The 14,223-nt window shown below is 60.5% G+C and carries 12 protein-coding genes and 1 pseudogene; 5 read left to right on the top strand and 8 right to left on the bottom strand.

Going from position 1 to position 14,223, the window contains the following annotated elements; all coding sequences use genetic code 11:
* Positions 1-32: 32 nt before the first annotated feature.
* Positions 33-1,937: a CocE/NonD family hydrolase gene (locus AC4CWF_RS21075; RefSeq protein WP_491287737.1), complete on the top strand. Its 1,905-nt coding sequence runs from the start codon at positions 33-35 to the stop codon at positions 1,935-1,937.
* A gap of 19 nt (positions 1,938-1,956) precedes the next feature.
* A complete protein-coding gene (locus AC4CWF_RS21070) occupies positions 1,957-3,126 on the top strand; it encodes a CapA family protein (RefSeq protein WP_491287336.1) in 1,170 nt (389 codons plus the stop codon).
* A gap of 46 nt (positions 3,127-3,172) precedes the next feature.
* On the opposite strand, the gene AC4CWF_RS21065 is transcribed toward AC4CWF_RS21070, so the two are convergent.
* Both AC4CWF_RS21065 and AC4CWF_RS21060 read right to left on the bottom strand, forming a co-directional pair.
* Positions 3,173-3,568, bottom strand: a complete 396-nt coding sequence (locus AC4CWF_RS21065) for a diacylglycerol kinase (RefSeq protein ID WP_491287334.1) — start codon at positions 3,566-3,568, stop codon at positions 3,173-3,175.
* An 8-nt stretch (positions 3,569-3,576) separates the two neighbouring features.
* Positions 3,577-5,208: a phosphoethanolamine transferase gene (locus tag AC4CWF_RS21060; protein WP_491287332.1), complete on the bottom strand. Its 1,632-nt coding sequence runs from the start codon at positions 5,206-5,208 to the stop codon at positions 3,577-3,579.
* Positions 5,209-5,594: 386 nt separating this feature from the next.
* On the opposite strand from AC4CWF_RS21060, the gene ku (AC4CWF_RS21055) reads away from it, so the two are divergent.
* Complete coding sequence (ku, locus tag AC4CWF_RS21055; RefSeq protein ID WP_491287330.1) at positions 5,595-6,386, top strand: non-homologous end joining protein Ku; 792 nt, start codon at positions 5,595-5,597, stop codon at positions 6,384-6,386.
* Here the strand turns inward: ku (AC4CWF_RS21055) and ligD are convergent, their stop codons facing one another.
* The 5 genes from ligD to AC4CWF_RS21030 all read right to left on the bottom strand — a co-directional run bounded on the left by ligD (position 6,387) and on the right by AC4CWF_RS21030 (position 12,652).
* Positions 6,387-8,897, bottom strand: coding sequence for a DNA ligase D (gene ligD, locus AC4CWF_RS21050; RefSeq protein WP_491287328.1), 2,511 nt, complete (start codon positions 8,895-8,897; stop codon positions 6,387-6,389).
* A gap of 3 nt (positions 8,898-8,900) precedes the next feature.
* A complete protein-coding gene (gene ku / locus AC4CWF_RS21045) occupies positions 8,901-9,746 on the bottom strand; it encodes a non-homologous end joining protein Ku (protein WP_491287326.1) in 846 nt (281 codons plus the stop codon).
* Positions 9,743-10,039: a hypothetical protein gene (locus AC4CWF_RS21040; RefSeq protein ID WP_491287324.1), complete on the bottom strand. Its 297-nt coding sequence runs from the start codon at positions 10,037-10,039 to the stop codon at positions 9,743-9,745. Before AC4CWF_RS21040 ends, ku (AC4CWF_RS21045) begins: the two co-directional genes overlap by 4 nt.
* 72 nt (positions 10,040-10,111) lie before the next feature.
* On the bottom strand, positions 10,112-11,668 hold the full coding sequence (locus AC4CWF_RS21035) for a S10 family peptidase (protein WP_491287322.1): 1,557 nt from the start codon (positions 11,666-11,668) through the stop codon (positions 10,112-10,114).
* A gap of 135 nt (positions 11,669-11,803) precedes the next feature.
* Positions 11,804-12,652 (bottom strand): sulfite exporter TauE/SafE family protein, encoded by an 849-nt coding sequence (locus AC4CWF_RS21030; RefSeq protein WP_491287320.1) that lies wholly within the window; start codon positions 12,650-12,652, stop codon positions 11,804-11,806.
* Positions 12,653-13,170: 518 nt separating this feature from the next.
* Between AC4CWF_RS21030 and AC4CWF_RS21025 the strand changes: the two genes are divergently transcribed.
* Together AC4CWF_RS21025 and AC4CWF_RS21020 are read left to right on the top strand one after the other, a co-directional pair.
* A complete protein-coding gene (locus AC4CWF_RS21025; protein WP_491287319.1) occupies positions 13,171-13,419 on the top strand; it encodes a type II toxin-antitoxin system VapB family antitoxin in 249 nt (82 codons plus the stop codon).
* Positions 13,416-13,804 (top strand): annotated as a pseudogene (locus AC4CWF_RS21020) (type II toxin-antitoxin system VapC family toxin). Before AC4CWF_RS21025 ends, AC4CWF_RS21020 begins: the two are co-directional and overlap by 4 nt.
* 74 nt (positions 13,805-13,878) lie before the next feature.
* Here AC4CWF_RS21020 and AC4CWF_RS21015 read toward each other — a convergent pair.
* On the bottom strand, positions 13,879-14,037 hold the full coding sequence (locus AC4CWF_RS21015; RefSeq protein ID WP_491287318.1) for a YqaE/Pmp3 family membrane protein: 159 nt from the start codon (positions 14,035-14,037) through the stop codon (positions 13,879-13,881).
* Positions 14,038-14,223 lie beyond the last annotated feature (186 nt).

Genomic DNA, 14,223 nt, shown 5'->3' with positions numbered 1-14,223 from the left:
TGCCGCATGAATTCCAAAGGACCTTGATGATGATGGATAGTCTGGCGCCTGCCCGCCTGGACGCGATTGCCGATGACGTGATCGTGGAACGTGATGTGATGGTGACCATGCGTGACGGGATCAAACTCGCCACGGATGTGTACCGACCGGCCCGCGGCGGGAAAGCCGTTGCCGGCGCCTATCCGGTCATCATGGAGCGCACGCCTTATGGCAAGGCGGAGAGGTCGCGCTCGGAGATCGAAGTGGGCATGACTTCGCCGATGAAACGCGAAGACGTCGCCTGCTTTTTCGTGCGCGCCGGTTATGTGGTCATCTACCAGGATTGCCGCGGTCGCTACAATTCCGAGGGCGAGTTCTCGAAATACATTTCCGAGGCCGAGGATGGCTTCGACACGGCGGCTTGGCTTGTCAAGCAGGACTGGTGCAATGGCCGTTTCGGCACCATGGGCCTCTCCTATGCCGCCCACACGCAGGCAGCGCTTGCCTGCCTCAACCCTCAAGGCCTTGCCTGCATGGTGATGGATTCGGGTGGTTTTTCGAATGCCTATCAGTGCGGTATCCGCCAGGGAGGCGCCTTCGAGCTGAAGCAGGCGACCTGGGCCTACAACAATGCCAAGGAGGCCGTGGATGCGCGCGCACGTGCCGCCATCGAGGCGGAGGACCTGAAGGCATGGTTCAAGGCCATGCCGTGGCGCGAAGGCGTGTCGCCGGTGCGCGCAGCGCCCGACTATGAGAGCTACCTGCTCGAACAATGGCGCAGCGGCACATTCGACGACAGCTGGCGGCGTGTCGGCCTCTATATGGAGGGCTATTATGAGACCTTTCCGCAGGTGCCCATCGTCCTGATGTCCAGCTGGTATGATGCCTATGTCAAATCCACGCTCGACAACTACGCGGGCCTTTCCAGAAATCCTGATCGCCCCCTGCGGCTGATCATGGGGCCCTGGCTGCATGGCAACCGCAACACGACTTTTGCCGGTGATGTCTCCTTCGGGGACAAGGCGCCACTCGGCGGCAATGTGATGGAGAGCTGGCTGCAGTTTCGCCGTAACTGGTTTGACAGCTGCCTGAAGAACGAAACGACGCTTGCGGACAGTGATCCTGTCGTGCGCTTCTTCCTCATGGGCGGCGGCACCGGCACGCGCAACGCCGAGGGACGCCTCGACCACGGCGGAGCCTGGTTTCAGGCGCAACACTGGCCGCTTCCCGAGACGATGTATCGAAAATTTCACCTGCACCAGGATGGGCGTCTCGGCGAGAGCCTGCCGGCTGCCGACAGTCCGCCGTTCGTTTATGATTTCGACCCGGCCCATCCGGTGCCCACCATCGGCGGCTCGCTGACCAGCGGCCAGCCGATTTTTGAAGGCGGCGGTTTTGATCAGCGGGAGGCTGAGAGCTTCTTCGGCTGCGAAAGGCCCGGCCTGCCGCTGTCTGCAAGACCCGACGTTTTGTCCTTCGAGACTGAGCCGCTTGAGGAGGATCTGGCCGTGGCGGGTCCGATCACCATCACGCTTCACGTGTCATCGGACGCGCCGGACACGGATTTCACCGCCAAGCTGATTGACGTCTATCCGCCGAGCGCCGATTATCCGGCGGGTTATGCGCTGAACATCACCGACGGCATCTTCCGCTGCCGTTATCGCAAGTCCTTCGAGGCGCCGGAGCCGATCGAGCCCGGAGAGGTCTTCTCCATCACCATCGAACCCTTCGCCAGCGCCAATCTTTTCCGGAAGGGCCACCGGATCCGGCTCGACATCTCCTCATCGAATTTCCCGAAATACGATGTGAACCCCAACACATACGCGCCGATCGGTACAGGCCGAACGCGCCAGGTGGCAAGGAATAGTGTTTTCAGTGACGCGGTGCGCACCTCCTGCCTCACGCTTCCCGTGGTCTCGAAGGATACGTTGCGCCCCCTTCTTTGCCCCGCCGATTGACCGCCGACAGGACCTTGCCATGACCGTTACGCTGGCCGTTACCGGACAGACCCTGATCCACCAGCCTCTTGATCTTGACGGGCAAAGGGATGGCAGCATGCGCTCCTTCCTCAAGGCGGATGCAACCATTGCCAATTTCGAGGGCGTGGTGGAGGCAGAGGGCGCCTGGCCAACGAAGACGAAGACGGTTCATGCGGTTGCCGGCTCGGTGCTGGAAAGCCTGAAACATCTCGGCTTCACCGTGATGGGCCATGCCAATAACCATGCCTTCGACCTTGGCCCGCCCGGCATCGCGGCGACCCGGTGCGCCATGGAGGCACAGGCCATTGCCACCTGCGGCAGCGGCGAAAACCTCCAGGACGCCATGGCGCCGGCTCGGCTTCACCTCAACGGGCGGAAACTTGCCGTCTATAGCCTTGATCTCGGACCGCAGGCCGACATCGTTTATGCGGACACCGGCCGTCCCGGCATTGCGCCGCTTCGCATGAAAAGGACCGTCAGCCTGCCCGCCGGTGAATACGCAAGCCTTCTGTCCGTTCACCAGGCGCTGGGCGATGACAGGCGGCTCGCCGCGCGCCGTTCGGTTGGCTATACGCCAGCGGCTGAAGGTGATGGTTTTGAAGCCTTCGGGACGCAATTTGTCTGTGGGAAAGCCGTGGAACCCGTTTGGACGGCGGCCGCCGAAGACTTTGCGCGGGTCACCACCGCGATTGGCCGCTCGAAGGACGAAGGCGACCTTGTCGTGATCCTGCTGCACAACCACCACTGGGAGCCGGAGTGGAGCCGGACGCCGGTCTGGTTCGATCAGCTGGCGGACCGTCTGATCGACGCCGGATGCGACCTGATCATCGGCACCGGTGCGCCTGTCCTGCAACCGCTCCGGTTTTACCGGGAGAGGGCTGTCATCTCGGGCCTCGGCAACTTCATCTTCCACACAGGCCGGGCGCAAACCTATGACGATACGGGCGTCGATGTCTGGCGAAGCGCCGCCCTTCGCCTGACGCTGGACGACGAGGGGAAGTGCCGGCAGGTCAGCCTTCTGCCGGTTTCCGTCGGTCGCCCCAGCCACACCGCAATGGCGCCTGCTCCGTCCTTGCTTGCCGAACCGGATGCAGCAGACATCTTTGCGCGCATGGTCTCGCGCCTGAGCCCGGACGAACGCCGGCGCGTCGTACGCCATCAGCCGTGACAAGAGCCTGCGGCTATGGGCGCAGGCATGGGTCAACCAAAGGCAGTCACGGATGTGCCAGACCAGCAAGCCCTGGCGCAACAAAGGCTGAAGCGGCCGCATAGGCCAAAAGCAGCCCCCAGGCGACAAGGCCGCAATAGACAGCAAACGATCCGAGATCCTTTGCGTGACGGCCCGTGGAGGAAAGTTCGGGCGAGATGCGGTCGATGATTTCCTCGATGGCGGTGTTGACCGCTTCCAGCGCCGAGACGATCAGGAACAGCATCAGCAGAAGCACGTAGCTGAGCGGTGAGGCCCCGATCAGCGCGAAAAACACCAGCGAGGCGGCAAGGCCCGCCACCTCGTGGCGAAAGGCCGTTTCCTGCCAGAGCCTCGACAGGCCACTGAGCGAATACCGTTGTGCTGCGGCCAGATGCTGGAGGCCGTTGATCTTGTGCGGCATGTTTTGGCTCAACTGATGCCCGCCTGGCAGATGGCCATCAGGTCGAGCGCCGGATTGCGCACGCTCGTCTCCACATTCATCATGCCGAGAACCGTGTGGAACAGGTTGTCATGCGAGTGCGGCTCCGAGACCTGTTTTGCCCAGCAGGCGGGGTTGGTCCGGCGTTTTGCCTCGTCTCCCAGCCACAGCACAAAGGGAATGTGGGTCTGTTGCGACGGGGCCACCACCCAGGGTGCGCCGTGCAGGAAGAGGCCCTTTTCCCCCAGCGATTCGCCGTGGTCGGACATGTAGATCATCGAGGGCGCCAGCCGGTCTTCATGGGCCTTCAGCATATCGATGGTCGTCGCCAGGATATGATCGGTATAGGCAATCGAATTGTCATAGGCGTTAACGATTTCGTCGCGGTGGCATTTGGAAAATTCCGACGAACGGCAATCGGGCTGGAAGCGGCGATACTCGTCGGGATAACGGGCGTAATAGGCAGGCCCGTGGCTTCCCAGCTGGTGCAGCACCAGCACGCTGTCTTGCGTGACCGAGTTCAGCCAGTTGTCCAGCTGGTCGAGAAGGATGGCATCCTTGCATTCGCCATCCTGGCAGAAGCGAGGATCGTTGGAGCGGTAAAGCTCCTTGTAGGGAATGCGCTCGGCCATGCCCTTGCTGCCGGTATTGTTGTCCCACCATTCGGTACGGATGCCGGCATGAACCAGCACGTCCGTCAGGTTTTCGCGCGCAAGCCCCTTGCCGTGGGAATAGCTGCCGCGCCCAAGGCCGGAAAACATGCAAGGCACCGAAACGGCGGTTGCCGTGCCGCAGGAGGAGGTGTCGGTGAAATAGAGGATGTCGCGGCTGGAGAGCTCAGGGTTGGTGGGGCGGGTATAACCGCCGAGCTGGAAACTGTCGGCCCGCGCCGTTTCGCCCACCATCACGATGGTGACGCGCGGCTTGCGGTTTTGAGCGGTCGCAGCATCTCGCACTTTCGCATCGGTGCCGATCGGTTGCGCCACGATATCGCGCTCCTTTGCGGAGCCTGCGAGATAACGCCCGGCGCTGACCATGGGGAAGATCGGGTTGAGGCTGTCGAACCAGTCGCGATGCTGGCGGGTGGCAAAGGCAAAAATGCCCGCCTGCGCAAGCCCGGCGCCTATCAGGAGAGCAAGGCTCGGGATGATGACGGCCATGTTATAGACGAATTTTCTCGGGAAGTTCCGGTGCTCGACACGCACCCAGGCAATCAGCGCCGAGGGAATGAGGCCATAGGCCAGCATATGCAGCGCAAGCCCTGTCGTCAGCAGGTGGTTTGCCTCCGGCCCGGAGGTTTCCGCCGCATTGCGGATCATCTCCAGGTCGATGATGACGCCGAACTGGTCCATGAACCAGGACGTGCCGGCAGACGCCAGGATGAACACGATCAGCAGCGGCTTGATCAGGTATTTGACCGAAACAGTGACGAAGAGCGCGATATAGCCGCCGGCAAGCCCTGCCATCATGCAGGCGAGCGCCAGGTGCTGCCCGGAGAGATAGTCGAAGGTCTTACCCCAGAAGCTCTGGTTCAGCACGATCAGCACATAAAAAGCGGTCGCTATGGCCAGCGTGATGCTGCCAATGCGCGGCCGGCTGGCCCACGGCGCCCTGAGTTTCAATGCAATGTCCTTCTCTGCGCATTGGCTGGACCGAGGTCCAGAATGATGTCTGTTGATAAGGCAGTGGGAAAAATTCCTGACAGCAGCCTGAACGTCTCGGAGACGCCTGGCGCATCAGGCCCCCGTCATCCGCCCGCGAGGCTTTTGCCCGCAGCACAACTCCGGGTCCGGGAACTTCCACCCGTTTCGCTCATTGAGAGATTGCTGAGACAAGCAACACCGCGATAGGTGAAATTCAGGGCGAATACAACTGTTGTATAAAGCGGATTTTTTGCTGCATGCGCGATATGATAATCTGTCATTATTTGTCTTCTAAAATAAGAATGCGGAAATATGCAGCATAAGTTTTCGCCGATACTTGGGCGCTATGGAACTGGAGTAAGGCAATGGCGAGGCAGACATTCTGGAAAGGCCACCTGCGGCTTTCGCTGGTAACGGCGGCCGTCTCGCTGACGCCGGCGGTGTCGCAAAGTGGCAAGATCCGCTTTCATGTGCTGAACCGGAAGACCGGCAACCGGGTGGAAAGCCGCTACGTCGACAGCGTCACGCACAAGCCGGTATCGGACCGCAATCAGGTGCATGGATTTGCCAAGGACGACGGCGAGTTTGTTCTTCTGACGGATGATGAAATCGATGCGGTGGCGCTGGAAAGCACGCGCATCATCGATATCCAGACCTTTGTCCCGGCAGGCTCCATCGACTGGATCTGGTATGACCGCCCGCATTTCCTCAAACCCGAGGACAAGCTCGGCGCGGAAGCCTTTGGCGTCATTCGCGAAGCGATGAAGGCAAACAATGTCGTCGGCATTGCCCGGCTGGTGCTTTACCGGCGCGAACATGCCGTGCTGCTGGAGCCTTCAGGAAAAGGCATCATTCTGTGGACGCTGCATTACGGCGAGGAGATGCGCGAGCCCGTGGAGACGCTGGACCTGGACCGGAAGTTCGACAAGACGCTGATCGGTGCGATGGAAAAGCGCATCGACAAGGCTAAGGCCGCGTGGAAACCGTCTCTGGTTCAGGATCCGATTGAGAAGGGTCTGAAGCGGCTGCTGGCTAAAAAAACAGAAGACCAGCCAGCGCCGAAGTCGAAAAAGGGGCAGGATCCGGCAAAGACCGGCGGCAATGTCGTCAACATCATGGATGCGCTGAAGAAGAGCCTGCAGGCGGAGCGGAAATGATTACCGCGCCGTCTTTTTTGGCAAAGGCCGGGCACTGGCGAAAAAGCCGTCCCAGGGATCGGCGGATAGCGACGAGAGCCGGGCGGAGAGATTGTTCACTGTGAAATAATCCGGGCCGATGGCGGGCGACAGTTCGCTCCACTCGAGCGGCGTGGAGACGGCAGCGCCAGGGCGGGCGCGGGTGGAATAGGCAGCGACCGCGGTGTTTCCCCGTCCGTTGCGCAGGTAATCGACAAAGATCCGGCCTTTCCGTTTGGCCTTCGTGGCAACCGCCAGATATTTGTCCGGCTCTGATTTTGCCATATCGCCGGCAAGATCCTTGGTGAATGCCTTCACCTCTACCCACCCAGCCTGCGGCTTCAGCGGCGTCACCACATGCAGGCCTTTGCCGCCAGAGGTTTTGACGAAGGCTGAAAGGCCCAGATCTTCCAGCCGGCGTTTCAGCTCAAACGCGGCCTCGATCACCGCGGGCCAGCCGACATCATCGGCAGGATCGAGATCCATGGTGATCATGTCGGGCTTTTCCCAGGCGCGGGTCGTTGCGCCCCAGGGGTGGATCTCGAGCGTTGCCGATTGCACCAGCGCCATCAACCCGTCGAAATCGGTGATGCGGATCAGCGGTTCGCCACCCTTGTCCTTGGGGTCTGCGATCTGGCCGATAGCCTTGCTGATGCCGCGCCAGGCATGTTTTTGGAAAAACGTCTGGCCGTCGATGCCGGACGGGCAGCGCAGCAGCGATAGCGGCCTGTCAACGATGAAGGGCGCGATGTGGCGCCAGACGCTGGCATAATAATCGGCAAGGCCTTCTTTTGTCACGCCATCCCTCGGCCAGTAAAGCCTGTCCGGATGGGTGAAACGGACAACACTCGTCACCGGCTTCTGCTCCACGGTTGTATCGTCCTCGCGGTGGATCTCGTCTGCGGGCTTATCCTCGCGAAGCCCACGGAACGAGGCGTGGCGCAGGTTTCCATCGCCGGACCAGCCGCGAAATTCCACTTCCGCCACGTGGGCTGGCGTAACGTAAGAAAGATCACGCCGGGCAAGGGCCGAGAGCTTTTCCGAAAACGGGCTTTCCTTGGTGGTCGCCGGCTGCAGGCGCTGGAACAGCATTTCCGCAACCTTTGCCGTAAAGCCCGTGCCGACGCGCCCGACATGGCGCAGCTTGCCCGCCTCATACACCCCGAGCGCCAGCGAGCCGATGGCCTGATCGGAGTTGGAGGAGAGCGTATAACCGCCGATGACAAATTCCTGCCGCAGCGAGCATTTCGACTTGATCCACTGGCCGCTGCGCCCGGACGCATAACGGCTGGAGCGGAGCTTGGAAATCACACCTTCAAGGCTGAGGCGGCAGGCATGATCGAGCACGAGATCGCCGTTCTCATCAAAATGTTCGCTGTAGCGCAGCGCCTGCTCGCCTGAGGGCAGAAGCTTTTCCAGAAGCGCCTTGCGCTCGATGAGCGGGGCGTTGCGAAGGTCCATGCCGTCGAGATGCAGAAGATCGAAGGCATAGTAGACAAAACGGTCGGCGCGGCCTTCACTCAGATCCTGTTGCAGGGCGGAGAAATCCGACGCGCCATTATCTTTCTGTACGACGATTTCGCCGTCGATCAACGCAGCCTTGGCAGAAAGGGCGGCAAAGGCTGCCGGCACTGCCTGGCCAAATTTTTCCGTCCAGTCGAGCCCGCTTCGGGTCAAAAGCTTCACATTGCCATCTTCAAGGCGCGCCTGCAGGCGGTATCCGTCGAACTTGATCTCGTGCAGCCAGCGTTCGCCGCGTGGCGGCTTCGGCTTCAGTGTGGCAAGCGCGGGGGGCACGAAGTCCGGCAGTTTCTCTTTCCTTGCCCCTTTGGGAAAGGCATGCGCCTGCTGTTCTCCGGCGGACGCCTTGCGAGCCTTGGCCGAAAGCGGCTTGGAATTCCAGGTGTCGCCGGGCTTTTCCGCCACCTCGTTGATGCTGCGGCCGGTTTTGACCGACAGCGGCAGTTCCTCCAGAAGGTCTTCGCCGGAGCCTTTGCGGGCCATCTCATCATCGCCCTTGATCAGCAGCCAGTTCTCGCGCGTTTCCTCCGGCTTTCCATGCATGCGCACCAGATGCCAGCGGCCGGAGAGCTTTTCGCCCTCCAGCGCAAATTCCAGATGGCCCTTGCGATAGCCGGCTTTCGCATCGCCAATCGGTTGCCATGTGCCGCGATCCCAGACAATCACGGTTCCGCCGCCATATTGGCCCTTGGGTATGACGCCCTCGAAATCGCCGTAGCTCAGGGGATGATCTTCCACATGCACGGCAAGGCGTTTTTCGTCCGGGTCAAGGCTTGGGCCGCGCGTTACCGCCCAGCTTTTGAGAACGCCATCCATTTCGAGGCGAAAATCATAATGCAACCGGCGGGCGGCGTGTTTCTGGATGACGAAGCTTGCGCCCGAAGAAGCTGGCGTTCCGGCCGGTGGCGCATCGCCGCTCGGCTCCGGCGTGGCATCAAAGCGGCGTTTAGCCTTGTAGCGCTGCAGCCCCATGGATCAGCCCGCCTTCTTTTTCGTGCCGCTCTTCTTCGCAGCGGTGCTCTTTTTCTTCGGCGCCCCGACGCTTGCGCCTGCCCCGGCACTTTCGCGCAGGGCCTGCCGGAGATCGATCACGTTGTCGCGTTTCTCCGGCGCGCGTTTCTCGATTGGGCGGCCCTCGATCTTGGCCTTGACGAGTTCGCCCAGTGCATCGTTGTAGCGGTCCGTATAATCTGCGGGATCAAATGTGCCGGACCGCTTGGCGATGATATGGCCGGCAAGCTCCAGCATTTCCTCATCGAAGGTGACATCGGCAATGCCCTTGAAAACAGAGCTTTGCGCGCGCACCTCGTAATCATAGTTCAGCGTGGTCGCGACCAGCGTACCCGCCTGCGGGCGGATGAGGAGGATGCGGTTGCGGCGAAACAGCACCGCTTCGCCAAGCGCTGCCACACCCGTTTCCTTCAGCGAACGGGCAAGCAGCGCCAGCGCCTGATCATCTCCCTCGGTCGACGGGCTGAGGTAATAGGGGCGGTCGAAATAGAGCTTGTCGATCTCGTCACAGGCGAGAAAACGCGTGATGCGGATGACCTTGTCATTGTCGGGCATAAGCTGCGCAAGCTCATCGCCTTCGATGATCAGGTGCTCGCCGTTTTCCAGCTCGTAGCCCTTCACCTGGTCGTCTTTTTCCACCGGATCGCGGGTATCGCTATCGATATATTGCCGCTCGACACGGTTGCCGGTCTTTGCGTTGACGATGTTGAAGGAAATCTTCTCCGTGGACGTGAGCGCCGAATACAGACCGACCTCGCAGATGAAATCGCCAAACTTCAGTTGCCCCCGCCAGCTTGCCCGCCGTGTCATGGCTTCCTCCCTTGCTGCGCAAAATTGGTCTTCACGCCGGTGGTTTTGCCGGCCTCATCGCGGGCCAAAAGCCGCTCGACGGCTGCCACATCGCCATCGGTGATGACGGGCACGGGATCTGCCGCCATTGCAGCCAGCACCTCGTTGGATAGCCCGCCATGACGCGCGGCCCATTCGATGGCTTCTCGCGTCTCTCGCTCGGCCTTCAACTGCGCGTAAAGCGCAAGGATCAGCCGGTCACGAACATCGAAACCGTTGGGGGAGGTTGGGGATTTTTGCTCTCTGTTTGCCATTCCTCATCAAGTGACGAAGGATGGCGAAAGTTCCAGCTCCCGTGTGGCAAAACGCGAGCGGAAAGAAGAATCTCAGTCGCCGGCCTTGTTGCCCTCATAGAAACGACGGGCATCCTCGAACATTGCCCGGCGGTCTTCGTCGCGAGTGTAGAACATGTGGCCGCCGCGGTAGAGTTTCAGGCTTGCCCGGTCGCCCACAAGCTCTGCCGGCAGATGGTCCAGCACATACCGGCTCATTCCATAGGGGGTGAGGATATCGCTATAGCCATGCGCCACCATCAGCTTGAAGGAGGGGATGACGGAAAAGAGATCGCGCAGATCGGTGGAGATGCCTGCGGTAACGCGGTTGTTTTCGCCGCCACGCCCGCCATTCCATTCCCATTTGCGGTTTACCTCTTCGTTGAGCAGCGAATAGGTCATTTCCGTGCGAAAGCCTAAAACCTCGCGGGCATAGGAGGAAAACGCCGATCCATAGGCGCGCGTATACCCCTCCAGCACCGGATCGTCGTTGCGCCCGTACGGCGCTTCCGGATAGGCGTCGGGAAGAGCAAGCCCCGCATCATAGGGGCTGACGATGCGCCCCGCGCCACCCGCCTGTTTTGCATAGATATCGCCGATGAAGCCGCGCGTGCGGGTCACGACGTCAGCGGGAATGCCGGTGAGTTCAGAGACACGGGTGGCGAAACGTTGCGCCTGTTCGCCCTGCGGCGGCTTGCCGGCAAGCGTCGTCAGATATTCGCCCATGGCAAAGGATTCCGCATCGGCCAAGGCCTTTGCATCGAAACGACCTTTACGCTCGGCTTCGGCGGCGGCAAGCGATGGCAATTGCAGGGCGGCTGCCAGCGGGTCATCATCGGCGCCGAACAGGAAGCGGCCTTCCATCAGCGGCGAGACCATGATGATGCCCGACGGGATCATGTTCTGGCTGTTTTTGAGCGCAATCGCCACCTTTGCGGCACGAAACCCGCCATAACTTTCGCCGAGCAGATATTTTGGCGCCGACAGAAGATCGTTTGTCTGCACGTAAAGCGTGATCGCCTTGGCAAGGCTTTCGGCATCCTGACGTACATTGTAAAAGCGCGCAGCGGCCTCTTCACTTGCAGCCCGGCTCCAGCCGGTGCCGACAGGATCGATCAGCACGAGATCGGTAAATTGAAGCCAGCTTTCCGGATTGTCCTTCAGAACCGGCTGCGTGCCATCGGCATTATCGCCGGTAAACGGCAGGATCTTTGGGCCGACGAGGCCGAGATGCAGATAGGCGGACGCCGCACCCGGCCCGCCGTTGAAGGCAAACGTCAGGGGCCGGCCCGGCGCCCGGTCCTTGGCGCGGTAGGCGGTATAGAAGATCTTGGCCGTCACCTTGCCATCCGCACCGCGCAGCGACAGCGTGCCGGCGGTTGCCGTATAGGGCAGCGGCCCGGCCTTGGTCTGCAACACATGCTCGCTTGTGGCATCTGACGGCAGAAGGCTGAAAATGCCACCGGAAGCTTCGTCTTTTTCCGGCGCTTTCGGCTGCTCCTGCGCCGGCCGTTCATCGCCGCCTTCGTCTGTTCCGGAGGGCGCTTGCGCAAAGGCAGGTGCGGTCAAAAGGCAAAAGGCCAGCAGCGGCAGAACAGGGGTAGGGCGCACAGGGTTCGTCCTTCTTTTGGTCGGTCTTCTTGTCGGCCCGGCGGATCGCCGGTCCGGCTTCATCTCGATCCGGCGCAATGTAGGGCGAATTGCGACCAGGCAAACTCAACTCGGCTTGATCGGCCGGGTCTGCGCTTAAAGCGAGACGAGAAAACGCAGGCAGATCAGCGCCAGGAAGAGGCCGAAGGCAAGCTCCAGCTTTTTGCGGGAGAGCTTGTGGGCAAGGTTTGCCCCGAAGGAGGCGCAGAGCACGCTGGTCGGAATGAACAACACCGCGCCGATCAGCGACACGAAACCGATGGCCAGCGGAAACTGGATCGCGGCGACATCTGGATAGTTCGCCGCCCGCCCCCAGCCGGCATAGATATAACCGATGGCGCCGGGAATGGAGACGAGCAGCCCGACGCCGGACGAGGTCGCGACTGCCTGATGGATCGGTCGACCGTAAAACGTCAGGAGCAGCGTCGACAACTGCCCGCCGCCAATGCCCATCAGCGACGACAAGACGCCAATCACCACACCATAGACCCGAAGCGCCAGTTTTCCCGGAAGCGTGGTGCCCAGCCGCCAGCTTTCCCGGCCAAACAAAAGGCGGATGGCCGAAAAGCCGGCAACCGCGATGAACACGACCTTGAACACTTCCGGCGGCGCATAACGCGCGACCACGCTGCCGGCGAGAACGCCCGCCACGATCGGTACGGCCCAGAGTTTCAGGATGGAAAGATCCACCGCGCCCTTGGCCCGGTGGGCACGAAAGGATTTAAACGAGGTGGGAATGATAATCGCAAGCGAGGTGCCGACGCAGAGCGGCATGCGCATATCCTCGGGCACGCCGAGGACGCGAAAAAGCTCGTAAAGCACCGGCACGATCACCGTGCCACCACCCACACCGAACAACCCCGCCAGAACACCCGTCAAGGCGCCGGCGGCTGCCATGGCAAGTGCCAGCAGGATCAGTTCGGAAATTTCTACGCCAAACAACATCAGTCCCACCCCTTCGGCACAAGCCGCTATGCGCCTTGCTAGACCAGGACCGCCGGTGCGCCAAGGGCGGCTGGCGCAAAAGCGGTTCGATGGGAGAAAACGAGTGCGCGCTGTGCTGCAGCACTTCCATTTGCATACGACAAGCAACCTGCACGTTCGATCGATCGAACCTCAGGTTTTCAGTTCGAGTTTTTATACAGAATTCGGTGGATGCCTGCCTTTGCTAGCGGCCCGTGGTGAATCAGCTTGCTGCAGTCTGCCTGCCTTGCAAGGATGTCGTCGGCCCTTCTGTCACGCGTGGGGAACGCTCCAGGAACCACCATAGAAGATCATGTCGATCGGCCGACACCAATGGGCGCAATTATTCTGATCAATGACGATCAGTATAATTCCAGCGTTGATCCGGATATGGCGCATGAAGGCAGAGGCTGTTCTGGTACTGCATGTTCACTTGGACCCTGTGGTGCAATAGGGTAGAATGATAGAAAATTGGCTGACTAGGTAGAAAGGTTCTCCACATGAGCCTCAACGTGAAAGACCCTGAAGCGCATCGGCTCGCTCAGGCGATTGCTCATGCAACCGGGCAGAGTATGAGCCGCGTCGTGACCGACGCTCTGCGTGAGCGATATGCGCAAATTGAAAAACAGAAAGGCAGGGCTTCGGTTGAAGAACTTATGGCGATCGCCGAAAGGGCCAAAGCCCATCTGAAGCGACCTTATGCCGATCACGCCGAGCTTCTCTACGACGAGAACGGCCTGCCGAAATGATTATCGACACGTCCGCCATGGTGGCGATCCTCTATGGTGAGCCGGAGGCTGCTGCCTTCACGCGACTTATCCACGATTCCGTAACCAGCCGGATCAGCGTGGCAAGCTATCTGGAATTGTCCATGGTGATCGAAAAGCAGCTCGGGCCGGAGGGCATGAGGCAGGCGATGCTTTCCTCCGCCGCGCGGCGATTTACATCGAACCAGTGACCGTCGAGTAGGGCCATCTGGCTCGACAGGCATTCCTCGATTTCGGCAAGGGCAGACACAGAGCTGGACTGAATTTCGGCGACTGCTTTGCTTATGCTCTCGCGAAAGATCTCGGCGAACCATTGTTGTTCAAGGGCAACGATTTCACCGAGACAGACATTCGTTCGGCTGCATGACGTGCGAACCGTCCCCTGATTGGACTGCTTGCGCGAAGCGATCGGCTATCCGCCAGCCTGCCTAAAAAGGCCCCTTACTTCTTTATGATCACCCAGATCGCGTGGATGATGCCGGGGATGTAGCCGCAGAGCGTCAAAAGGATGTTCAGCCAGAAGTGCAAGCCGATGCCCACCTGGAGAAAGACGCCGACGGGCGGCAGAAGGATGGCGAAGAGAATGCGGATGACGTCCATGGGTAATCCCCCTTTTGTTCCAATAGAAGGACCCACAACGCAGCAGGGGCCAATTGGTTCATCACGCATTTTGCGGGAAAGCACAGAGCGGTCACCGCGGGGCAGGAACTTCTTGCGTCCGCCAATCCGGTAAGTGATGGTCACGTCGTTGCGGTATTCGGGATAAACCTCTGGACACATTTCAGT

The sequence above is a fragment of the Neorhizobium sp. PAMB6630 genome (assembly GCF_058242775.1).
Note: the sequence above shows the minus strand (reverse complement) of the source record. Positions and strands in the feature narration are given on the sequence as shown.